We start from the raw sequence: 23092 nt of genomic DNA on the forward strand, positions 1-23092 counted from the left end.
CAGAGAGGGCGGACGCAAGACATAGGGGGCGGACGCAAGGCGCGCGGGGCGGATGATTGCCGGGACACAGGCAGTGCTCCCGCGTGGCGTGGCTGCGGGTTCCTTCTCCGGGGCTTCCCATTCGCCGTGCGAGAATGTATACCTGCCGCATGAAGGCGCAACAGCACATCTCCTGCGGCATTCGGACCATACTCACCCGGCACGATCTCATTACCTATGAGCATCTTCTTGCCGATGCCGTGAGCCGGTTTCTTACCTACAAATCGTACAGCCTCTATTTTCCCAAGGGGAAGCACAATCCGCAGCCCGTATGGGATTCGCAGGACAGAAAGCTCCTGCTGCCGCTGACCCTGCAGGGACGGCTGCTGGGGGTTTTTGTGGCGCGCGGCGTTTCCATGCGCGCCCGCAAGAGCATGATGGACGTGCTGCCCGGACTGGGTGAGCTGGCACTGGAAAAGGTGCAGCTTTACAAGCTGAGCATTACCGACCCGGCCACCGGGCTGTTCACGCGGCAGCACATGGAGCAGGCCCTGTGCCGCGAGACGGAACGCATACGCGATTGTTTTAAGCCTGCGGGCGAAGGCGGTTGCGAGTTTAACGGCCATGCGGAGCAGGGAAGCTACAGCGCATGCATGGGCGTTATCTCCTTTACGCTCACATCGTTGCGCACGGTCATGCGTGACTATGGCTATCTGTTTGCCGACGAGCTTGCCGCAAGGTTGGCGGACGTGCTGGGCGAGTGCGCGCCGCAGCAGGCACTGGCCGCGCGTACCGGCGACTTTGAATACACCCTGTTCATTCCCTGCGGCACGTCTTCCTCCTGCCGCAGGATAGCCAAGGATGCGGTGCGCGCCATGCGGGCGGTGCGCATGGTGCATGAGCTGACCGATGACCACGTGGGCGTGGGGGTGTGCGCCGGATACGCCACGTATCCGCAGGATTTTGAAGGGCCGTTGTTCGGCCTTGCGGTGGAAGAACAGGCCCGGCAGCTCCTGCGCAAGGCCCGCATTGCGGCGGGCATAGCAGGCGAACGCAATCTGGGCGAGGCCACGGGCCATGTCATGGGCTACAACCGCATTCTGGTGGAAGGCGGTAAGGTGGTGGAAACCATGCCCATGAGCCGGGTTATGGTCAGCCTCGGGCGTTCTATGGGCGCACGCGAGGGCGCGCGTTATTCCGTATGGTCCACGGACTACCGGTCGCACCGCATGGCCACGGGTGCCCAAGGCGAGGCGAACGGCGGTGAAGGGCTTGCGGAGCCCGTCTCTGCTGAGGGCACAGAGCCTAAGTCTCCCCTGTACAAGGGGGAGATTGTGCTCATGGAGGTGCGCGAAAGCCAGTCGCAGGCCGAGGTGATGCACCTTGGCGACCCCACATGGGCCATTGAGCCGGGTGACCGCATCACGCTGATGCCTGAAGAAGACGGCATTGCCGCTGCCCCGCAGGGCGAGACGGCGCATCTGGACCCATTGACCGGGCTGCTGCGCCACAGGGATTTTTTGGCCCGGTTTGCCCGTGAGCGCGAGCAGTGCGACCGCTTTGCGCTGGCACTGGTGCGGCTGACCGGCGCGGAACGGGTACAGGGCGAGCGGACCCCCCATGCCGAGCAGCTTGTGGCCGAATCGGCCGAGGTGTGCCGTTCCATTCTTGGTGATGACGTTGTAGGCGGGCGTTACGGGCTGAATTCGCTTATCTATTTTCACGCCGGGGCCGTGCCGGACCATATGCGCGAACGGTACACCCGGCTGTGCGAGACACTGGACTCCCGGCTGGACATTGAGGCGGCGGTGGGGGTGGCGTGTCATCCCTTCCTCAACTACCGCAGGGCGGACAGTCTGGAAAACTGCCTGAAGGCGCTGGAATACGCCATGCTCTGTCCCAAGCCCCGCGTGGGGGTCATGGATTCGCTGGCGCTGAACATCAGCGCGGATAAGCTGTATTCGCGCGGTGATACCTTTGATGCCATTGAGGAATACAAGCGTGCCCTGCTGGCGGATGCAGACAACACCATGGCGTGGAATTCGCTGGGGGTGTGCTATGCCGGACTGGGCAGGCCGCAGGAGGCCAGAAAGCAGTTTGAGGAGGCACTTGCCCGTAACCGCAAGGATGTGATGGCGCTCTATAATCTCGGCAACGTCTGCCACACCATGGGCGAACTGAAAGAGGCGCAGACCTATTACCGCAAGTGCCTCAAGCAGCATCCCGGCCATTTTTTTGCCCTGATCCGTCTGGGGCAGCTTTCGGAGGCGGAACGCAAGTACGGCATGGCCCGTCAGTATTACAACCGTGCGGCCAAGCTGGAAGAGAATCAGGGAATTGTGCAGCGGTATCTGGCCCGCCTGTGCATGCGGCAGGGGCGCACGGACGAGGCGCGCGAATGCCTGCATCAGGCGCTAATTCACAATCCGCAGGATGCCGTGGCCCTGCAGCTTATGGCCAAACTCTATCTGGACGGCGGCGAAGACCCTGAAATAGCGGAAGTTCTTGCCCGTCAGGCAGCGGCGTTGCGGCCGGACATGAAATCGGCGTGGCTGGAGCTTGCCCGTGCGTTTGAGGCGCGGGGGCGGCATCAGGACGCGCGCGAGGCCCTGTATAAAGCCGGTGCACTGTAACAGGCCAACGTCATGAAACACACACATCCTTCTCTTGCCTCCGGGCTGCCCACCGGACCGCTGCTGCGCGTGCTGGCGGGCGGCACCATGATCAGTTTCGCCGCCGTGTTCGTCAAGCTGGTGGACGTGGGGCCGAGCGCCTCTGCCTTTTACCGTGTGTTTTTCGGCGGCATGGCATTGCTGCTCATCGCCCTTGCGCGGGGCGAGAAGATGCGCGTGCGGCACGGCATATGGGGCATGGTGCTGGGCGCGGGGTTCTTCTTCGCGCTGGACCTTGAGGCGTGGCACCGTTCCATCCTGTATATCGGGCCGGGGCTTGCCACCATTCTGGGCAATTTTCAGGTCTTCATCCTCGCTTTCATAGGCGCGGCGGTGTTCCGCGAACGCATTTCCCTGCGGCTCATGGCCGCGCTGCCCCTTGCGCTGGGCGGCATGTGGCTGCTGCTGGACATTGACCCGAGCGGGCTTGCGGAAGGAACGGTGCCGGGCGTGGTGTTCGGCCTGCTCACGGCCGTGTTCTATGCCTGCTACATCCTTACGCTGCGCCGGTCGCAGGGGGTGGAGGGCAAGCTGCCCCTCATTATGAACATGGCGGTTATCTCATTGACCACAGCCGTGTTCTGCGGTTCTTTTAACCTGATGAGCGGCGGGTCCTTTGCCATTCCCACCCTGGGCGACGGCGGCTACCTTGTGGCATACGGTCTGCTCTGTCAGGGGCTGGGGTGGGTGCTGCTTTCTTCCGCCCTGCCCAAGCTGCCCGCCTCTGTGGCGGGACTGCTCATGCTTATTCAGCCCACGCTCTCCTTTGTATGGGATATTCTCATTTTCGACCGTCCCACAGGCCCCATGGGGGTGCTGGGCGCATGCATGGCCATTGCGGCAATCGGCATGGGCATTGCCGGGCAGCAGGCCGTGCAGCGGAAGATGGTGAAGTGACCCGCCCTGCGGAAGCGGCGGTTACCCGTAGCGGAACCGGAACATGACTCCTTATCCCGATACCAGCCGGCAGCACGAAGCCGCCATGCAGGCAGGGCTTCGCGAGGGCTTTACCACGGGCACGGCTGCCTCTGCCGCTGCCGCTGCGGCCCTGCGCCTGCTGCTGACCGGGAAGGAGGCCGCGTGTGTGAACGTGGCCCTGCCGCCCTTTCCTGCCCATGAGGGTGAAGTCGTGCGCAGGCTGGATGTTGCCGTGGCCTTTTGCAGGCTGGAGAATGCGGGAGGCGCGCGCAGTGCCGTGGCGGGGGTTGTGAAGGACGGCGGGGATGACCCGGACGCCACCCATGGAGCCATGATTGAGGCGCATGTGTGCCTGTCGCAGGGGGGAGAATACGGAGATTCGCCTGATTTTCCAGATTCGGAAGCCGCCCCGGCGCGGGCGGGAGTGCCCGGACTGATTACGTTGGAAGGAGGGACGGGCGTGGGCCGTGTGACCCTGCCGGGGCTGCCTGTGCCCGTGGGCGAGGCCGCCATTAACCCGCAGCCGAGATTGCAGATTGCCGCCGCCGTGGAAGAGGAGTGCCGTGCCGCAGGCTACGCGGGCCGGGTGCGCGTGCGCATTGTGGTTCCGGACGGGGCTGAGCGTGCCCGGCATACGCTGAACGGCAGGCTGGGCATTGTGGGCGGCATATCCGTTCTGGGAACACGGGGCACGGTGAAGCCGTTCAGCCACAGTTCGTGGCGGGCCACCATAACGCAGGGCATGGACGTTGCGCGGGCTGCCGGATGCGGCGGCATAGGGCTTTCCACGGGCAGGCGCAGTGAGCGGCTGCTCATGGGGGTGTATCCCCTGTGGCCGGAGAGGGCCTTTATTCAGGCGGCGGATTTTGTGGCTTTTTCACTCGGGCAGGCTGCTGCCAGAGGGTTTGAGCACATTGCGTGGGGATGTTTTTTTGGTAAGCTGGTCAAGCTGGCGCAGGGCCACGCCTATACCCACGCCCAGACCGCGCCGCTGGATTTTGCGCTGCTGGCCGGATGGTGCGCAGACGCGGGGCTGCGGGCAGGTGCCGTGCGGGAGGTGGCAGCCGCCAACACCGCGCGGCAGGTGCTGGAGATAGTGGAGCGTGAAGGGGCGCTGCAGCAGGTGCTGCCGCCCGTGACGGAACGGGCGCGGAAGTGCGCGCGGCACTGGACAGGCGGCACGGATGTGGCGGTGCATGTGTTTGATTTTGACGGCAGGCTGCTGACGCAGGTTGTGGCCTGACGCGGCCCGATGCGGTCTGACGCGGCCCGATGCGGCCTGACGCGGCCTGATGCGGCCTGACGCGGCCCGATGCGGCCTGACGCGGCCTGATGCGGCCTGACGCCCGGCACGCATGGTGCCCGCCCGGACATCTGTCTGGCCCGGAATGGTATCCGGCGCAGAAGTTTATCGTGCCCGGCATGCACTCTGACGACGGTGCCGTGTGCGTAGCGTGTGTATCTGGGACGTGTCGTGCGTGTCCGGATACGTGCCGGGAACAGGTGTTTCCAAGCAAGGAAGGTGATGCCATGTCCATTCATGTGGTGGGGCTGGGGATGGACCCCGACCTGCTTCCGGAGCAGCACGCTGCCGTTATTGACGGCGCGCAGGTGCTGGTGGGCGGCAGGCGTCAGCTTGCGCAGTATGACGATCATCCCGCCGAGAAGATTGTGGTGACCGCCCCGTTGCGGGACGTGCTGGACGCCATTGCCAAGGGCGAGGGCCGGGGGCGCGAGGTGGTGGTGCTGGCGGACGGCGATCCGTTGTTCTTCGGCATCGGTGCCCGTCTGGTGGAAGAATTCGGGCCGGAAGGGGTGCAGGTGTACTCCAATGTGACCTCGCTGCAGGCGGCGGCTGCCCGCGCCAAGGTGCCGTGGCAGACAGTGCAGGCGGTATCGCTGCACGGGCGCGATGACTGGCGGCCCCTGTTCGGCGCGTTGCGGCACGGCGACTGGGTGGGGGTGCTCACGGATGAGAGGAATATTCCCGCGGCCATTGCCCAGCGTCTGCTGGAGCGGGGGGCGGACTGGTTTGCCATGTGGGTGTTTGAGAATCTGGGGGCGGAGGACGAACGCTTTGACCGCTACGCCCTGACCGAGGCCGGAGACAGGAATTTTTCGCCGCTCAATCTGGTGCTGCTGGAGCGGACGGGGCGCGCGGAGAGGATGCTGCGCCTTGGCGTGCCGGACGGCGAGTATGTTTCGGACCGGGGCCTCATCACCAAGTGGCCCGTGCGCGCGGCGGGCATTGCCGCCCTTGGGCCGGAGCCGGACAACGTGGTCTGGGACCTTGGAGCCGGATGCGGTTCCGTGGGGCTGGAAACCTGTGCGCTGCTGCACAACGGCGAGGTGTATGCCGTGGAGCGCAACGCCGGACGCGTGTCCATGATACGCGAGAACCGCAGGCGGTTCGGCGCGCTTGCGCTTGAGGTGGTGCACGGCACCATGCCCGGCTGTCTTGCCGACCTGCCGGACCCGCACCGGGTGTTTATAGGCGGCGGACTGGCCAGCGATGCCGCCCTGCTGGATGCCGTGTGTTCGCGCCTGCTCTCCGGCGGACGGCTGGTGGTGCACTGCGTGCTGCTGGCAACGCTGGAACGGGTGCGCGCCCATGTGGGTGCTCTGGGATGGAGTGCCGAAATCACCATGCTGCACGCCGCCGTTTCGTCGCCGCTGGCAGGCGATGTGCGGCTGGAAGGCATGAATCCGGTGTTTATCATTACCGTGGACAAGCCGTAGCCGCAGGAACCGGCAGGAATTCGGCAGGAACCGGCAGGAACCGGTAGGAACTGGCAGGAATCGGCGTGGCATTTACGGTGGTCTTTTGAACAGGTAACCCTTCGCGCGGTCGGCGCGGGATTCGGAAAACAGCATGACGCAGCAGGATGCAGGCAGGGCACAGCAGGATGCTGGCAATCCAGCCATGACGGTTCAGGCCCAGACGGCTCAGACCCAGACGGCCCGGACCCTAAAGGCTCAGGCCCGGACGGCCCGGACCCGGACGGATGACGGCGCAGACAGGGGGGCATCTCCTGCCGCTGCTGTCGATTCTCCCGTGTGCCGCGCGGAGGTGGCGCATGGGGGCGGAGCCGGACAGGACACGGACGGTGCGGCATTGCCCGGAGGGAAGGCGGACCGCGTGGGAGAGACGCAGGAGCCGGAACGGGTGGCGGTGTGGTTTGTGGGAGCCGGTCCCGGCGACCCTGAGCTGATAACGGTGAAGGGGCAGCGGCTTATTGCCGGGGCCGATCTGGTGCTTTACGCCGGTTCGCTGGTGCCGCCCGCCATAGTGGCGCAGGCGCGGGCGGATGCCGTGGTTGTGGATTCCGCTCCCATGAATCTGCAAGAAACTCATTCCGTTATGATGGAAACCGTGAGGCGCGGCGGCATGGTGGCGCGGGTGCACACGGGCGACCCTTCCCTGTACGGGGCCATACGTGAACAGATACGGCTTCTGGAGGCGGAAGGGGTTCGCTGTGCCGTGGTGCCGGGCGTGAGCGCAGGGTTTGCCGCCGCAGCCGCAGCCGCTGCATCGCTGACGGTGCCGGAGCGGTCGCAGTCGCTGATCATTACCCGGCTGGAGGGGCGCACCCCCGTGCCGGATACGGAAAAATTGCGTGATATGGCCCGCCACCGCTGCGCCATGGCCATCTATCTTTCCGCAGCAAATGCGCAGGGGGTAGCGGATGAACTGCGGGCGGGCGGGCTGGAAGAGGCCACTCCCGTTATTGCGGCCTACCGGGTGGGCTGGCCAGACCAGCGCATTGTGCGCGCAACGCTGGGTACGCTGTGCGAGGCTGTGCGCGGGCACGGGCTGACGCGGCAGACGGTTTTTCTTGTGCTGCCGGGAGAGGACGGTTCCGAGCGGTTTTCCAAGCTGTACGACCCGGAGTTTTTGCACGGGTTCAGAGGGGAAAACGGGCCGGAAGGGGACTTTGGCGCTATAGGCGGGGGGGACGAATAACCCGCGTCTTGCCACGGGCTTTGTATTTCTGTTACCATACCTGCACTTACCTTTCGTCCGCGTCGAGGGACCACACACAACGAAAGGAAGGTGCCACATGCCGCTGTTTGAGCGCGTGCTGGAACGTATTGCCGATCCTGCAACGGTGCAGTTCTACCGCGAGTTCCGCAAACGGGAACACTATTCTTTTGCCGAATTTCTGCACGGCTATTTCTACCTGCGGTTTCCCTATTTCTATATCGGCGTGGGCAAGGGACACCATCCCCTTGCGCGGTATCTGAGCGATCCGTTGTGCTGGCTGGCGGAACGGCTGGGCCTGTGGAAGCCCGGAGCTTTTGCCCGGCCTAAGGGAACCGGAGGGTTTGCAGACACCTACCACGGCAAGACGCTGCGTACCGAGTCTACCCGCAAGCTCATACGCGTGAACCGAGAGATAGCGCTGCCCGATCTGGAAAAGGTGCTGCCCTACAGCATGGCCAAGGATATTATCCTGCGCAATCCGGACCATATTGCCGTGTTCGACTGCCCCTGCCGGGTGAACAGCGATAACCCCTGTCTGCCGCTGGACGTGTGCCTTATCGTGGGCGAGCCGTTTGTGTCCTTTCTGGAACTGCACCACGCCAACAACGCCCGCCGTGTTTCGCCTGAGGAGGCGGTGGGCATAGTGGAGGCCAGCAACAGGCGCGGGCACGTCTCTCATGCGTTTTTCAAGGAAGCCATGCTGGGCCGGTACTACGCCATATGCAACTGCTGCGCGTGCTGCTGCGGGGCCATGAAGGCGCACTTTAGCGGGGTGCCCATGCTAGAGGCTTCCGGCTATCTGGCGGTGGTTGACGCCGATGCCTGCGTAGGGTGCGGCAAGTGTGCGAAGAAATGCCAGTTTTCCGCTATCTCCCTGCAAGATGGTCTGGCCGTGGTGGACGCGGAAGCCTGCATGGGCTGCGGTGTGTGTCGTTTCCAGTGCGCCAAGGATGCCATAGGGCTTGTGCGTAACGATGCCGCAAGCGAGCCGCTGGAGATAGACGAGCTGGTTGCCCGCAGGGCGGCCTGAGTTTCCGGCAGGGGCGGAGCGATGTAATTCATCCGGGATGACGCAACCGGCGCGCAGCCATGTGCTGCGCGCCGGTTCTGGTTTTCGGCAGGGGGATCAGTCTTTGAAGGTGATGGTGACTTCGCCGGGGGAGTAGCCTTTCAGCTCTTTGAGCATGCCCTGAATGCTGGAGCGGACGATGCGGGCCACAAAGGGGTTCAGCCCTATGGGGGAGCCGTTGACCGTGATGTGGAATCCGTGGTCGTCCACGCTTTTGCAGTCGGCTGGGGAGCCTTTGCCCTTGACGATGCGGCGGGCGATGGCGGCACAGTCTTCGGCATCGCATGCGCCGCAGTCCAGCCCCGGCAGCATGAAGGCGCGTTCTTCCACCAGCGCGGCCAGTTTTTCCAGCGTTTCCTCTCGGTAGGATTTGAGGTAGGGGGCGGCCACATCCCCGTAGGTTGCCAGCGCGAGGCCCCGGTCCAGGTCTTCCGCCTCTGATGCGGAATTAAGGCAGAGGATGCGCGGCAGCCACGTGAGGTCTTTGCCGCCCTCTACCAGCAGGATATCTGCCTGCACCAGCGGCAGGAGGTCTATGAGGTACTTCTTTTCGCCCCAGAACACGGCTGCCTCTTCCGGGCCGAGGCCGATGACAGTGCGGTTTTGGCCCGCGAAGGTGGCTGTGTCCGTACCTTCCTTGTCCAGTCCGTGGTGGGTGAATTTGGCAATGGCAACCCGCTTGCCGCGCGCTTCAAGCGCATCCGCGAGCTTGGCGGTGAGTGTGGTTTTGCCTGATTTCTTGTAGCCGACTATGCTGACAGCTTGCATGGGGATTCTCCTGTGGTTGTTCGCCCTTTAGCGTATCATTGATTGCTGCCGGAAGGAAAGGGGCTGCGGGTGTTTCCCGCAGGGATTGGAGCGGAAGGTTTTGGTACAAAAAGGAGCCGCCTGCGTCGGGTGTGAACGCAGGCGGCAGGGATGGGGTCTCCGAGATTTCTCAACGGAGGTTCCTGCATCGTGGGTGAGAGATGCAGTAAAGACGGGCAGATATAAATTTTAGGTGCGGCGCACGGATGCCCTTTCCGTGCGCCGCGGGAAACGTACCGCGCACTGTGAGACCGCTGTCGATACGTTGCAAAAAACACCTGTTCCGGCGGACCTGCGGGAGTAAGCCCGCCGGAGAGGTGTTTTTAACTGCGTTTCATGTCGCTTCTGCCCATGATGCGCGCAAACATCTGCTTGCGGTTCATGAGTTGCGGGCTTGCGTCCGCCACAGCCTTTTCGAAGTAGTCCACCGGGTTCTGCTGGAAGAGGTAGACCACGCGGGTATCGTGGGGGTTGCCCAGCACCGCGTTGGGATACTGCTTCTTGACCGCGGCAAGACGTTCTTCCGCAAGGGCCATCATTTCATCTTCATCGCCAAAGCTCATGGTGCCCGTGGGGCAGGAGAGGACGCAGGCAGGCTTTTTGCCGTTCTGCACCCTGTCCAGACACATGTCGCATTTGGAGATGAGCTTTGTTTCGGGGTCCACGCGCGGAATGTCGTAGGGACATGCCGTGCGCACACCTTCGCCGTCCACCAGCTTGGTGTATTCGGTGAAGATGACGGCACCGGTAAGCTCGTCCTGAATGACGGCGCGTTCATCGTCTATCTGCGCCTGATACATGCAGGGCGGTTCGGTGCAGTGGCGGCACTGTTCCGGGAAGAACAGCCAGTCCACCTTGCCTTTCACCACCACCTCGGTGAAACGGACCAGTTTAAGGGTAGTGAAGGAGAGGTCGCGCGGGTTCTGATGCGAACCCCAGTTGACCGTTTGCTCTGCGGGCAGCTTTTTCCATTGTTTGCAGGCTATCTGACAGCCGCGGCAAGCCGTGCAACGGGTAAGGTCTATAAAGAACTTCTTGGCCATGGCTTACGCTCCCTGCTTCTTTCTGACATTGACCATGAACGCCTTGCTCTCCGGTATGCCGGTGTTGGGGTCGCCCACGGAGGGGGTGAGGAGGTTGGCGGAATCTCCGCCGTTTTTAGGTTCTACCCAGCCATAGTGCCAAGGCATGCCGATCATATGCACGGTGTTGCCCTGCACCTTGAACGGCTTGATGCGCTTGGTGACGATGGCTACGCAGTCCACTTCGCCTCGCAGGCTGGTTACGGTGACCATCTCGCCACCGACGATGCCGCGTAGCTTAGCCAGTTCTTCACTTATTTCGCAGAACATCTGTGGTTCGGCCTCAATGAGCCAGCCTTGGAAGCGGGTCATAAGACCAGTCTGCCAGTGTTCGGTAAGACGGTAGGTGGTGCCCACGAACGGGAAGCGCGGGTCGCACACGGCGTGCTCGTCGCCTGCTATCTTGAAGGCCGTGGGGTTGTTCAGCTGCCCGGAGAAGGGGTTATCCTTAATGGGGCATTCCATGGGTTCGTAGTGTTCCGGGAACGGTCCTTCCTGTCTGCCGGGGCCGAAAACATGGCCGAACCCGTGCTGCTGCATGATGAACGGGTGTCTGGTGCCGGGATCCCATGGTCCATCGGGAACGTCACCCTCCCATTTACCATCTACCCACTGCACCACGGTTTTCTGCGGTGCGTAAGGCTTGCCGGTAGCATCGCACGAAGCGCGGTTGTAGAGGATGCGGCGGTTTACCGGCCAGCACCAAGACCAGTTGGGGTACAGGCCTATGTTTGCCTGCATCTCTGTCTGGGTTTTGTCGCGGCGGGCAGCCATGTTGCCGTTATCCGTGTACGAGCCGGTGTAGAGCCAGTTCCCCGCACAGGTGGAACCATCGTCCGTGAGGAAAGCAAAGGCCGGAACCTGTTGTCCCTTCTTGAAGGACTTGCCGTTTACCTCTGTATCTTTGAGGAAGTAGCCGTTGATGAGCTTGGCAGCTTTGTGCGGGTCGAAGTGCCCGTGGTGGTTCTGCCAGTCCGCCGTGTTCACTCCCAGAATGGGATGGGGGAACGCGCCGCCTTCAATGCGGTAGAGTTCGCGGATTTTTTCCATCAGTCCAAGGATGATGTCGCCATCGGGCTTGGTATCCGCATACGGCTTGGGACCTTCGTAGCGCCACTGCATCCAGCGGCCCGAGTTGGTGATGGAACCTTCCTTCTCAACGGAAACGGCACAGGGCAGGAAGAAGACCTCTGTCTTGATCTTGGCGGGGTCCATGCCCGGCCCCTTCCAGAAGGAGCCTGTCTCGTTTTCGAAGATGTTGACGTTTACCATCCAGTCCAGCTGCCCCATAGACTCGCGGGTTCTGTTGGCGTTGGCACCGCCGCACGCGGGGTTCTGTCCCCATGCGAAGAAGCCTTTGAACTGGCCCTTCAGCATTTTGTCGAACATGCCCAGCCAGAAGTAGTCGGTTATGGGCTTGTGGGCGTCTACCTTGGGCAGCCAGTTGTATGCTTCATCCAGCGTGGACGAGGGATACATGGCTTTAAGCAGACTGGCGAGGTATTTGGGTTTGTTGCCCCACCAGTTGGCGGACATGGGGTCCTTGCTGACGGGGGTGTTATTCTTGTTGTAGTCTGCAAGGGTGGGCCACTTGGAGTTGGGCACGGCCAGATAGCCGGGGATGATGTGCGCCAGCAGCGCCTGGTCCGTGGATCCCTGCACGTTTGATTCGCCGCGCATGGCATTTACGCCGCCGCCCGCAACGCCGATGTTGCCCAGCAGCAGCTGGATGATGGACATGGTACGGATGTTCTGCACGCCCACCGTGTGCTGCGTCCAGCCCATGGCGTACATGATGGTGCCCGCTTTATCCTGCTTGCCCGTGGCGGCGTAGGCCTTGTAGACCTTGAGCAGGTCTTCCTTGGGAGTGCCGGTGGTGGAGGAAACCCTATCCAGCGTGTAGCGCTTGTAGTGTTCCTTCATCAGGTTGTACACGCAACGCGGGTTCTTGAGCGTGACATCACGCTTGGGAACGCCGTTTTCATCCATCTCGTAGGCCCAGGTGGATTTGTCGTAGGTGGCCGTTTTGGGATCAAACCCGGAGAACAGGCCGTTGCGGAAGGAATAGCCCTTGCCCACCACGAAAGCAGCGTTTGTATTGTTGACAACATATTCCTTAAAAATAAGGTTGTTATCAAGGATGTACTTGATCATGCCGCCAAGGAAGGCAATGTCTGTGCCGGAACGGAGCGGGGCGTAGATATCACACTTGGTGGATGTGCGGGTAAAGCGGGGGTCTACGTGGATGACCGTTGCTCCCTTATCCTTGGCGCGGAGCACCCACTTGAAGGAGATGGGGTGGTTTTCCGCAGCGTTGCTGCCCATGACCAAGATACAGTCACTGTTCTTAAGGTCGATCCAGTGGTTGGTCATGGCACCGCGCCCGAACGATTCTGCCAGTGCGGCAACGGTGGAACTGTGGCAAAGCCGTGCCTGATGTTCCACGTACACGAGGCCGAGGCTTCTGAGGAAGGTCTGGTATATCCAGCATTCCTCGTTATCCATTGCGGCGGAGCCTACGGAAGCGATGGCGTCCGTGCGGTTGATGACTTCACCTTTGTCGTTCTTCAGGAAGAAGGCCTCGTCACGGGTTTTCTTCACCCGTTTGGCGATCTGCTCGTAGGCCCATTCCCATGAAACGGGAGTCCATTCATTGCTGTAGGGCGCGCGGTACAGGGGGGTGGCGGGGCGTTTATCGTTTTCTGCAAGCTGCCAGATGGATGCGCCCTTGGCACACAGTGCGCCTTCGTTAATGGGATGGTCCGGATCGCCTTCCACGTTTATGGCGCGCCCCTGACCGTCTTTAGCCGTGTGCACCAGAAGACCGCACCCGACCGCACAGTAGCAACAGACGGATGTTGTCTGCTTGGCCCAGTTCAGCTTGAGCAGCTGCGCCCGTGCTGCGGTGGGCTTAAGACTCAGCCCCAGCCCGCCAAAGGCGCTGACCGTGACCGCTCCGGCTGAAAGTTTGAGAAATTGCCTGCGAGAGACTGACATTCTGCCTCCTTAGAATTGTTGCGGGTCTACCTTCCCCGAATCTCGCGACCAAGCGTCACAAGAAGCCCATACCCGGAAACCGCCGGCAACGATTCCACCCGTCCGAACGGAGTCCGGGCGGGAGAGTGCGGTTTGGCCCTGCGCTGCACGGGAGCAAGCGCCATAACGCCTGCCCGCTCTTCGCAGGGAGCAAGGTCGTGTCCGAGTCCGGAAAAGGGGAGAGTAAACGCCTGTAGCGTTGTGCCTTGTAACAATCTGTCCATCATCCACTCCTCACACCGTTTCCTGCGCAGGGGAGCGACAGGAATAAATATAGCATGTTAGGTGATTATCTTCTGGAGGAGAGTGGGGCAACCGAACGTGCCTTGTAGCATGTCTGACACATTGGGTATTGTGGATTTCTATCCATTCCATTTGTTTGACTGATTTGGCGATGTGTGTTGCGCACGTTTTGGCACAAAAAAAGGGCCGCCTGCGTCGGGTGTGAACGCAGGCGGCAGGGATGGGGTCTCCGGGATTTCTCGACGGAGGTTCCTGCATCGTGAGTGAGGGATGCAGTAAAGACGGGCAGGGATGAAATTTTGGGGTGCGGCGCGCGGATGCCCTTTCCGCGCGCCGCGGGAAACGTACCGTGCGCTGTGAGACCGCTGTCGATACGTTGCAAAAAACACCTGTTCCGGCGGACCTGCGGGAGTAAGCCCGCCGGAGAGGTGTTTTTAACTGCGTTTCATGTCGCTTCTGCCCATGATGCGCGCAAACATCTGCTTGCGGTTCATGAGTTGCGGGCTTGCGTCCGCCACAGCCTTTTCGAAGTAGTCCACCGGGTTCTGCTGGAAGAGGTAGACCACGCGGGTATCGTGGGGGTTGCCCAGCACCGCGTTGGGATACTGCTTCTTGACCGCGGCAAGACGTTCTTCCGCAAGGGCCATCATTTCATCTTCATCGCCAAAGCTCATGGTGCCCGTGGGGCAGGAGAGGACGCAGGCAGGCTTTTTGCCGTTCTGCACTCTGTCCAGACACATGTCGCATTTGGAGATGAGTTTGGTTTCGGGGTCCACGCGCGGGATGTCGTAGGGGCATGCCGTGCGCACACCTTCGCCGTCCACCAGCTTGGTGTATTCGGTGAAGATGACAGCACCGGTAAGCTCATCCTGAATGACGGCGCGTTCATCGTCTATCTGCGCCTGATACATGCAGGGCGGTTCGGTGCAGTGGCGACACTGTTCCGGGAAGAACAGCCAGTCCACTTTGCCCTTCATCACCACTTCGGTGAAGCGGACCAGTTTAAGGGTGGTGAAGGAAAGGTCGCGCGGGTTCTGGTGCGAACCCCAGTTGACTGTTTCCTCCGCAGGCAGCTTTTTCCATTGTTTGCAGGCTATCTGGCAGCCGCGGCAAGCCGTGCAACGGGTAAGGTCTACAAAGAACTTCTTAGCCATGGCTTACGCTCCCTGCTTCTTTCTCACGTTAACCATGAACGCCTTGCTCTCCGGTATACCGGTGTTGGGGTCGCCCACGGAGGGGGTGAGGAGGTTGGCGGAATCTCCGCCGTTCTTGGGGGTGGTCCAGCCGTAATGCCAGGGCAGGCCGACCATATGAACTTCGCTGCCCAGCACCTTGAACGGTTTGATGCGCTTGGTGACAATGGCAACGCAGTCCAGTTCGCCGCGCAGGCTGGCGACCTTGACCAGTTCGCCGTTTTCTATGCCGCGCAGTTTGGCCAGTTCTTCGCTTATTTCGCAGAAGAGCTGCGGTTCTGTTTCCAGCAGCCAAGGCGTGTTGCGGGTCATGTGGCCCGTCTGCCAGTGCTCGGTCACGCGGTAGGTGGTGCCGATGAACGGGAAGCGCGGGTCGCACACGGCGTGCTCATCGCCTGCGATCTTGAAGGCCGTGGGGTTATGCAGCTGACCGGAGAAGGGGTTGTCCTTGACCGGGCATTCCAGCGGTTCATAGTGTTCCGGGAACGGACCTTCTTCACGGCCGGGGCCGTAGAGCTGACCGTAGCCGTGGGCCACCATGATGAAGGGGTTCTTCTCGCCGGGCTTCCAGCCGCCGTCCGGCACGTCGCCCACCCACTTTTCGCCGTCCCATTCGATGACGGACTTTGCAGGGGCGTAGGGCTTGCCTTCCGGTGTTACCGACGCGCGGTTGTACAGGATGCGGCGGTTTACGGGCCATGTCCACGACCAGTTGGGGTACAGGCCTATCTTGGCCTGCGCCTCGGTCTGGTTTTTGTCGCGGCGGGCAGCCATGTTGCCGTTGTCCGTGTAGGAACCGCTGTATATCCAGTTGCCGCTGCAGGTGGAGCCGTCGTCCGTGAGGAAGGCGAAGCTGGGAACCTGCTGGCCCTTGGTGAAGGTCTTTCCGTTTACCTCGGCATCTTTGAGGAAGTAACCGTTGATGAGCTTGGCCACACGGTGCGGATCGAAATGGCCGTGATGGTCCTGCCAGTCCGCCGTGTTGAGAGCCATGACCGGATGCGGGAACGCGCCGCCTTCTATGCGGTAGAGTTCACGAATCTTTTCGGCCAGTTCAAGGATGATGTCGCCGTCAGGCTTGGTCTCTGCGTACGGCTTGGGCCCAACATAGCGCCATTGCATCAGGCGGCCGGAGTTGGAGATGGAGCCTTCCTTTTCTATGGCGACTGCGCAGGGCAGGAAGAAGACTTCCGTCTTAATCTTGGCAGGGTCCATGCCCGGTCCCTTCCAGAAGGAGCCGGTTTCGTTGTCAAAGATGTTGACGTTTACCATCCAGTCCAGCTGGCCCATGGCCTCGCGGGTCTTGTTGGCGTTGGCACCGCTGCACGCGGGGTTTTGGCCCCATGCGAAGAAGCCCTTGAACTGGCCCTTCAGCATTTTGTCGAACATGCCCATCCAGAAGTACTGGGTAACGGGCTTGTGCGCGTCCAGCTTGGGCAGCCATTTATAGGCGTCTTCCAGCGTTGCCGCGGGATACAGGGCCTTGAGCAGGCTGGCAACGTACTTGGGCTTGTTGCCCCACCAGTTGGCGGACAGGGGGTCCTTGCTGACGGGAGTATTGTTTTTGTTGTAGTCCGCAAGGGTGGGCCACTTGGAGGTGGGCACACCCAGATAGCCGGGAATGATGTGCGCCAGCAGCGCCTGGTCTGTGGAACCCTGCACGTTGGCTTCGCCGCGCAGGGCGTTCACGCCGCCGCCTGCCACGCCGATGTTGCCCAGCAGCAGCTGGATGATGGCCATGGCGCGGATGTTCTGCACGCCCACGGAGTGCTGGGTCCAGCCCATGGCGTACATGATGGTGCCTGCCTTGTCCTGCTTGCCCGTGGCGGCATAGGCCTTGTAGACCTTGAGCAGGTCTTCCTTGGGGGTGCCGGTGATGGAGGATACCTTGTCCAGCGTGTAACGCTTGTAGTGTTCCTTCATCAGGTTGTACACGCAGCGCGGGTTCTTGAGGGTGGCGTCTTTCTTCGGAACGCCGTTCTCATCGGTTTCGTACTTCCATTTGGTCTTGTCGTAGGAAGACGTGGCGGGGTTGAACCCGGAGAACAGGCCGTTACGGAAGGAGTAGTCCTTGCCCACGATGAACGAAGCGTTGGTGTAGTTGATCATGTACTCCCTGAAGAACAGTTCGTTATCCAGAATGTACTTGATCATGCCGCCAAGGAAGGGGATGTCCGCCCCGGAACGGATGGGGGCGTAAATATCACACTTGGTGGATGTGCGGGTGTAGCGGGGGTCTACATGGATGAGGGTTGCGCCCGCATCCTTTGCCTTGAGCACCCACTTGAAGGAGATGGGATGGTTTTCGGCAGCGTTGCTGCCCATTATCAGAATGCAATCACTGTTCTTGAGGTCGATCCAGTGGTTGGTCATCGCGCCGCGTCCGAACGACTCTGCCAGAGCCGCTACAGTTGCGCTGTGTCAGATCCGCGCCTGGTGCTCTATGTACACCAGGCCGAGGCTTCTGAGAAATGCCTGATATATCCAGCATTCCTCGTTATCCATTGCGGCGGAGCCTACGGAGGCCATGGCGTCCGTACGGTTGATGACTTCGCCTTTGTCGTTCTTCAGGAAAAATGCCTCGTCACGGGTTTTTTTCACCCGCTTGGCGATCTGCTCGTATGCCCATTCCCATGAAACGGGGGTCCACTTATCACTGTAAGGGGCGCGGTACAGGGGGGTGGAAATGCGCTTGTCATTTTCTGCAAGCTGCCAGATGGAAGCGCCCTTGGCGCAGAGTGCGCCTTCGTTGATGGGATGGTCCGGATCGCCTTCCACGTTTATGGCGCGCCCCTGACCGTCTTTAGCCGTGTGCACCAGAAGGCCGCACCCGACGGAACAGTAACAACAGACGGACGTTGTCTGCTTGGCCCAGTTCAGCTTGAGCAGCTGCGCCCGGGCTTCGGTGGGCTTAAGGCTCAGGCCCAGCCCGCCGAAGGCGGTGGCTGTGGCGGCTCCGGCCGAAAGCTTGAGAAATTGTCTGCGAGAGACTGACATTCTGCCTCCTTAGAATTGTTGCGGATCTACCTTCCCCGAATCTCGCGACCAAGCGTCACGAGAAGTTCATACCCGGAAACCGCCGGCAACGACTCCGCGCGTCCGAACGGTGTCCGGGCGTGTGGATGCGGTACAACCCTGCGCCGTGCGGGAACAAGCGCCATAACGCTTGCCCGCTCCGTGCATGGAGCAAGGTCGTGTCCGAGTCCGGAAAAGGGGAGACCTGTTGCCCCGGCAAGCGCGGGACGATCTGCGTGGCCCATACCGTCTACCTCTGCCTTTTCCGAATGCGTTGAACATTCATCGATACGGAAAGAGGCTTTTTATATGTTTGCTGAATACCTGATTGGGAGAGTGTGGACAAAGAATGGCGGCTTCTCTTTGAGTTGGCACTATGTGCAATAAAATATACTTACATTTTAGATTGTTGCGGCGTGCTCTGTAGATCTTAATCAAGGTTTGGCACAGCAAGGGCGAAGAATCGGTCATTGCCTGCCTGCGGGCGGCGATTTTTTTGAGAGACGGTGTTGACAGAGGCGGGCGGCTGTAGCATATGTCTCGAGCAATCATTAGCATGCTAATTATTGTTTCAAACACATTTCGCCGAAAGGCTTTGAGAGGTTTGCATACATGCTTGGAATGAATAGAATTTTGAAGGGTGTTTTGCTGGGCGCAACCCTTGTTTCCGCGTTCTCTCTTGCCGGTTGCGGCGAGGAAAAAGCCGGTGCGCAGTTGCAGGGACCGCCGCCCGCGCCCGTGCGCGCCGCCGTGCTGGAGCGGAAGGATGTTCCCCTGCGCTATGAGTATGTGGGCCAGACGGAAGGTTCCCGGTCGGTGGAGGTAAGGGCCCGTGTTCAGGGACTGCTGCTCAAGCGGACCTATCGTGAAGGGGCCTTTGTGCGCGAAGGCGATGTGCTGTTTCTCATCGATCCCGAAAAATACCGGGCATCTTCCGCCCAGACAGGCGGCGAGCTTGCGGCCCTGCGTGCCAAGCTGGAACAGACCCGGCTGGAGCATAACCGCATAAGCGACCTGTTTGCCAAGGGTGTGGTAAGCGCCAAGGAACGCGATGATGCCTTTGCCGCCTACGACTCCGCCAAAGCCAATGTGGCAGCTGCGGAAGCCAAGATGCAGTCCGAACAGCTGGACCTTGGCTACACACAGGTGCGCGCGCCCATTTCCGGCATAACCAGTCAGGAAGTGCGTTCCGAAGGCAGCCTGATTACCACGGACAGCGCAGGCAGCCTGCTGACAACCATTACCCAGCTGGACCCGCTGTACGTGAACTTTGCCATTCCCGGCACGGAATCCATGCAGGTGCGCCGTCAGGCGCAGGAAGGCAAGGTGGTTGTGCCCGCCGAAGGCTATTCCGTGCGCCTGAAACTGGCGGACGGTTCTGTCTTTGAACAGGCGGGAAGGCTGACCTTTGAGGATCGTTATGTGGACCCTTCCACCGGGTCCATCCGCGCCCGTGCGGAAATTTCCAACGTTAAGGCGCAGGTGCTGCCCGGCGAGTTTGTTCGGGTGCTGCTGGATGGCGCGCTGATGAAAGACGCCATTGTCATTCCGGAACGCGCGGTGCTGTTCAGCCAGAACGGGCCCATGGTGTACGTGATTGGCGAGGGCGACGTGGCCGAACTGCGGCCCGTGACTCTGGGGCAGGGCGTTACCGGCGGTCTGGTGGTGGAATCCGGGCTTGAGGCGGGCCAGCGTATTGTGGTGGACGGCATCATGAAGGTGCGCCCCGGTGGGGCCGTATCCGTGATACCGGAACCTGAAGCGGGCGGGGAAGGCAAGCCCGTGGCCGCCGGCAAGGAACAGTCTGCCGGTAACGGGGGCGTGAACTGATGTTTTCCCGCTTTTTCATAACCCGGCCGGTCTTTGCCACCGTGGTCTCGCTGATCATTGTGCTGGCGGGCCTGCTTTCCATGCGTATTCTGCCTGTGGCGGAATTTCCTGAAATCGTTCCGCCGGAAGTGAGCGTTTCTGCCACATATTCCGGTGCCAGTGCCGAAGTTATTGCCCAGACCGTGGCCGCGCCGCTGGAGCAGAAGATTAACGGTGTGGAAAACATGCTGTACATGCGTTCGGTGAACTCCGGCGACGGCACGCTTTCTCTTACCGTTACTTTTGAGGTGGGCTCGGACGCTGACCAGAACACCATTAACGTGAACAACCGTGTGCAGGCCGCGCTTGCCTCGCTGCCTGCCGAAGTGCGCGCCATGGGCGTGACGGTGAGCAAGAAGTCTTCCAGCCTGCTGCAGGTGGTCATGCTCACGTCCGATGACGGGCGCTATGACCCCGTGTACATGAGCAACTATGCGCTGGTGAACATTATCGACGAGCTGAAGCGTCTGCCCGGCGTGGGTGACGCCGCCGTGTTCGGCGCGCAGGACTATTCCATGCGCGTGTGGCTGAGGCCCGACCGGCTGGCGCAACTGGAACTGACCCCGGCGGATATTGCCGCCGCCATTGAGGAGCAGAACGCGCAGTTCGCTGCCGGAGCCATTGGCCGTAATCCCCTGCCGGAGCCGGTGGAGCTGAGCTACACCCTGACCACGCAGGGCCGTATGACGGACGTGGAGCAGTTCGGCAACATCATCCTGCGCGCCAATCAGGATGGAACCATTCTGCGCCTGAAGGACGTGGCGCGGCTGGAACTGGGTGCGCAGAGCTATTCGCTGAAGGCCAAAAGGTCCGGCCTGCCCGCCGTGGCCATGGGCATTTATCTTTCCCCCGGTGCCAACGCGCTGGAGGTGGGCGACCGGGTTGTTGCCAAGATGCAGGAATTGCAGGGCAGGTTCCCGGACGGCATAACCTATTCCATTCCCTACGACACAACGACCTTTGTGCGCATATCCGTGGAAGAGGTGACGCATACCCTGTTTGAGGCGTTTATATTGGTTTTTGCCATTATCTTCCTGTTTTTGCAGAACTGGCGGGCCACGATTATTCCATGCCTTGCGGTGCCTGTTTCCGTTATCGGCACCTTTGCGGGCATGTATCTGCTGGGCTTTTCCATTAACACGCTCACACTGTTCGGCCTTGTGCTGGCCATAGGCATAGTGGTGGATGACGCCATTGTGGTTATTGAAAACGTGGAACGCATAATGACCACGGAGCACCTGCCGCCCATGGAAGCCACCATAAAGGCCATGAACGAGGTTTCCGGCGCGGTGGTGGCCATTGTGCTGGTGCTCTGCTCGGTGTTCATTCCTGTCGCCTTTATGGGCGGGCTTGCCGGGGAGATGTACAAGCAGTTTGCGGTGACCATTGCCGTTTCGGTTATCATCTCCGGTATTGTGGCGCTTACGCTCACGCCCGCCCTGTGCGCGCTGCTGCTCAAGCCGGGGCACCCCACCCCGATTGCGCCGCTGCAGGCCTTTAACCGGTTTTTCGACAGGCTTACCGACCGGTATACCGCCGGAGTGCGCCTGCTGCTGCGCCGTTCTTCTCTGGCACTTGCCCTGTTCGGGGTTATTATTGCCTGCACGTGGTCGCTGTTTCAGACCGTGCCTTCGCAGCTTGTGCCCAACGAAGACAAGGGCAACCTCATAGCCGTGGCCATGCTGCCGGACGGGGCTTCCCTTTCCCGCACAGAGGCCACCATGAAGCAACTGGACGATATTACCGGCTCCATTCCCGCCGTCAGGGACACCATAAGCCTGACCGGGCTGGACCTGATTTCCGGTACCAACAAGAGCAACGTGGGCACCAGCTTTGTTACCCTTAAGCCGTGGAGCGAGCGCAAGGGCGAGGGAGATTCTTCCTTCGACATCGTGAAGCAGGTGTTCGGCCGTGGCATGGGCATACTGGACGGGTTTATCATCGCCTTTAACATGCCGCCCATATCCGGCATGAGCAACACGGGCGGATTTGAAGGGTATCTGCAAAGCAGGGGCGGCGGCAGTCTGGAAGAACTGGGCAGGCAGACGGACGCCCTTGTGGCGGCGGCTGCCGGACGGCCTGAACTGGGGCGCGTGAGCACCACGTACAGTACCCGTTCCCCCCAGCTGGACGTGCAGCTTGACCGTGAAAAGGCCAAGGCCATGGGGGTGCCGGTGAGCCGAGTATTCCAGACCATGCAGGCCACCTTCGGCACCATGTACGTGAACGACTTCAACAAACTGGGGCGTACCTTCCGCGTGCAGGTGCAGTCGGAAGGGGAGTACCGGAGCAAGCCTGATGACCTGAGCAAGGTGTTCGTACGGTCGGACACCGGGGAAATGGTTCCCCTGCTTGCGCTGGTAACGGTGCGGCAGACCACGGGGCCGGAAGTGGTGGAGCGGTTTAACGTCTTCCCCGCCGCCAAGCTGGTGGGCGAGCCGGCTCCCGGCTACAGTTCCGGTCAGGCTCTTGCGGCCATGCAGGAACTGGTGCGCGACAACCTGCCCGATGACTATGTGCTGGCGTGGACCGGTTCTGCCTATCAGGAACAGGCCACAGGCGGTACCTCGTTCATGGTCTTTGTGCTGGGGCTGCTGATGGTGTTTCTCATCCTCGCGGCACAGTACGAAAGCTGGAGCCTGCCTCTCTCCGTCATTCTGGTGGTGCCTTTTGCCCTGTTCGGCGCCATATCGGCCAACTGGATGCGCGGGCTTTCCAATGACGTGTATTTTCAGATTGCGCTGATCACGCTCATAGGGCTGGCTTCCAAGAACGCCATCCTCATCGTGGAGTTTGCCGTACAGTTGCACCGTGCGGGCAAAAGCTACATGGAGGCGGCGGCAGAGGCGGCACGGCTGCGCTTCAGGCCCATTATCATGACATCGCTGGCGTTCATTCTGGGCGTGGTTCCGCTGGCTATCAGTTCCGGAGCGGGTGCCAACAGCCGTCATTCCATAGGAACCAGTGTTATCGGCGGGATGCTGGCGGCGACCTTTATTGCCACCTTCTTCATTCCCGCGTTTTTCAGGGGCGTTTCGCTGCTTACCAGCGGCAAGGCGCGCCACGAGGAAAAGGGCCGAATCGCGGAAGAGGCGGCACTGCCCGCGCCCGCGCACAATGATGAACACCATGCGTAACCGCGTCTGCCGCCCCCTTCCCTCCGGGAGCGGGGGCGGCACTGCGCTTTTCAGGAGCGTCAGGTTTCGATATATCCAGTTCAGGAG

The 23092-nt window shown here is 61.1% G+C and carries 14 protein-coding genes; 8 read left to right on the forward strand and 6 right to left on the reverse strand.

Annotated elements, in window-relative coordinates:
* Positions 1-149: 149 nt before the first annotated feature.
* The 6 genes from HUV26_RS08955 to HUV26_RS08980 all read left to right on the forward strand — a co-directional run bounded on the left by HUV26_RS08955 (position 150) and on the right by HUV26_RS08980 (position 8584).
* Positions 150-2612, forward strand: coding sequence for a tetratricopeptide repeat-containing diguanylate cyclase (locus tag HUV26_RS08955; RefSeq protein ID WP_174409774.1), 2463 nt, complete (start codon positions 150-152; stop codon positions 2610-2612).
* 12 nt (positions 2613-2624) lie between these two features.
* A complete protein-coding gene (locus tag HUV26_RS08960) occupies positions 2625-3548 on the forward strand; it encodes a DMT family transporter (RefSeq protein ID WP_174409775.1) in 924 nt (307 codons plus the stop codon).
* A gap of 43 nt (positions 3549-3591) precedes the next feature.
* Positions 3592-4812 carry a cobalt-precorrin-5B (C(1))-methyltransferase CbiD gene (cbiD, locus tag HUV26_RS08965; protein ID WP_243451328.1) on the forward strand — a complete coding sequence of 407 codons (1221 nt, stop codon included), beginning with the start codon at positions 3592-3594 and terminating at the stop codon, positions 4810-4812.
* Positions 4813-5099: 287 nt separating this feature from the next.
* Positions 5100-6308, forward strand: a complete 1209-nt coding sequence (gene cbiE / locus HUV26_RS08970) for a precorrin-6y C5,15-methyltransferase (decarboxylating) subunit CbiE (protein ID WP_174409776.1) — start codon at positions 5100-5102, stop codon at positions 6306-6308.
* A gap of 133 nt (positions 6309-6441) precedes the next feature.
* Entirely contained in the window at positions 6442-7533 is a 1092-nt protein-coding gene (gene cobM / locus HUV26_RS08975; RefSeq protein WP_373869057.1) for a precorrin-4 C(11)-methyltransferase, read from the forward strand.
* 97 nt (positions 7534-7630) lie between these two features.
* Positions 7631-8584 (forward strand): ATP-binding protein, encoded by a 954-nt coding sequence (locus tag HUV26_RS08980; RefSeq protein WP_174409777.1) that lies wholly within the window; start codon positions 7631-7633, stop codon positions 8582-8584.
* Positions 8585-8680: 96 nt separating this feature from the next.
* Here HUV26_RS08980 and HUV26_RS08985 read toward each other — a convergent pair whose 3' ends face one another.
* The 6 genes from HUV26_RS08985 to fdnG (HUV26_RS09010) form a co-directional block, all read right to left on the reverse strand.
* Positions 8681-9397: a molybdopterin-guanine dinucleotide biosynthesis protein MobB gene (locus tag HUV26_RS08985; RefSeq protein WP_274602460.1), complete on the reverse strand. Its 717-nt coding sequence runs from the start codon at positions 9395-9397 to the stop codon at positions 8681-8683.
* 356 nt (positions 9398-9753) lie between these two features.
* Positions 9754-10473 (reverse strand): 4Fe-4S dicluster domain-containing protein, encoded by a 720-nt coding sequence (locus tag HUV26_RS08990; RefSeq protein ID WP_174409779.1) that lies wholly within the window; start codon positions 10471-10473, stop codon positions 9754-9756.
* 3 nt (positions 10474-10476) lie between these two features.
* Entirely contained in the window at positions 10477-13509 is a 3033-nt protein-coding gene (gene fdnG / locus HUV26_RS08995) for a formate dehydrogenase-N subunit alpha (protein WP_174409780.1), read from the reverse strand.
* A 26-nt stretch (positions 13510-13535) separates the two neighbouring features.
* Positions 13536-13772: a hypothetical protein gene (locus tag HUV26_RS09000; RefSeq protein ID WP_243451329.1), complete on the reverse strand. Its 237-nt coding sequence runs from the start codon at positions 13770-13772 to the stop codon at positions 13536-13538.
* A 453-nt stretch (positions 13773-14225) separates the two neighbouring features.
* Entirely contained in the window at positions 14226-14945 is a 720-nt protein-coding gene (locus tag HUV26_RS09005) for a 4Fe-4S dicluster domain-containing protein (protein ID WP_174409782.1), read from the reverse strand.
* Positions 14946-14948: 3 nt separating this feature from the next.
* Positions 14949-17981 carry a formate dehydrogenase-N subunit alpha gene (gene fdnG, locus HUV26_RS09010; RefSeq protein WP_174409783.1) on the reverse strand — a complete coding sequence of 1011 codons (3033 nt, stop codon included), beginning with the start codon at positions 17979-17981 and terminating at the stop codon, positions 14949-14951.
* 639 nt (positions 17982-18620) lie between these two features.
* Here fdnG (HUV26_RS09010) and HUV26_RS09015 point away from each other — a divergent pair.
* Both HUV26_RS09015 and HUV26_RS09020 read left to right on the forward strand, forming a co-directional pair.
* Entirely contained in the window at positions 18621-19829 is a 1209-nt protein-coding gene (locus tag HUV26_RS09015) for an efflux RND transporter periplasmic adaptor subunit (RefSeq protein WP_174409784.1), read from the forward strand.
* Positions 19829-23005: an efflux RND transporter permease subunit gene (locus HUV26_RS09020; RefSeq protein ID WP_174409785.1), complete on the forward strand. Its 3177-nt coding sequence runs from the start codon at positions 19829-19831 to the stop codon at positions 23003-23005. The genes HUV26_RS09015 and HUV26_RS09020 overlap by 1 nt, the downstream gene beginning before the upstream one ends.
* The last annotated feature ends 87 nt before the right edge of the window (positions 23006-23092 follow it).

The sequence above is a fragment of the Desulfovibrio psychrotolerans genome, assembly GCF_013340305.1.
In the GTDB taxonomy this organism is placed as follows: domain Bacteria; phylum Desulfobacterota; class Desulfovibrionia; order Desulfovibrionales; family Desulfovibrionaceae; genus Halodesulfovibrio; species Halodesulfovibrio psychrotolerans.

Bases quoted from the DNA above. Each gene is read 5' to 3' on its own strand.
- HUV26_RS08955 (WP_174409774.1), top strand. From the start codon at position 150: ATGAAGGCGCAACAGCACATCTCCTGCGGCATTCGGACCATACTCACC.
- HUV26_RS08960 (WP_174409775.1), top strand. From the start codon at position 2,625: ATGAAACACACACATCCTTCTCTTGCCTCCGGGCTGCCCACCGGACCG.
- cbiD (WP_243451328.1), top strand. From the start codon at position 3,592: ATGACTCCTTATCCCGATACCAGCCGGCAGCACGAAGCCGCCATGCAG.
- cbiE (WP_174409776.1), top strand. From the start codon at position 5,100: ATGTCCATTCATGTGGTGGGGCTGGGGATGGACCCCGACCTGCTTCCG.
- cobM (WP_373869057.1), top strand. From the start codon at position 6,442: ATGACGCAGCAGGATGCAGGCAGGGCACAGCAGGATGCTGGCAATCCA.
- HUV26_RS08980 (WP_174409777.1), top strand. From the start codon at position 7,631: ATGCCGCTGTTTGAGCGCGTGCTGGAACGTATTGCCGATCCTGCAACG.
- HUV26_RS08990 (WP_174409779.1), bottom strand. From the start codon at position 10,473: ATGGCCAAGAAGTTCTTTATAGACCTTACCCGTTGCACGGCTTGCCGC.
- fdnG (WP_174409780.1), bottom strand. From the start codon at position 13,509: ATGTCAGTCTCTCGCAGGCAATTTCTCAAACTTTCAGCCGGAGCGGTC.
- HUV26_RS09000 (WP_243451329.1), bottom strand. From the start codon at position 13,772: ATGGACAGATTGTTACAAGGCACAACGCTACAGGCGTTTACTCTCCCC.
- HUV26_RS09005 (WP_174409782.1), bottom strand. From the start codon at position 14,945: ATGGCTAAGAAGTTCTTTGTAGACCTTACCCGTTGCACGGCTTGCCGC.
- HUV26_RS09015 (WP_174409784.1), top strand. From the start codon at position 18,621: ATGAATAGAATTTTGAAGGGTGTTTTGCTGGGCGCAACCCTTGTTTCC.
- HUV26_RS09020 (WP_174409785.1), top strand. From the start codon at position 19,829: ATGTTTTCCCGCTTTTTCATAACCCGGCCGGTCTTTGCCACCGTGGTC.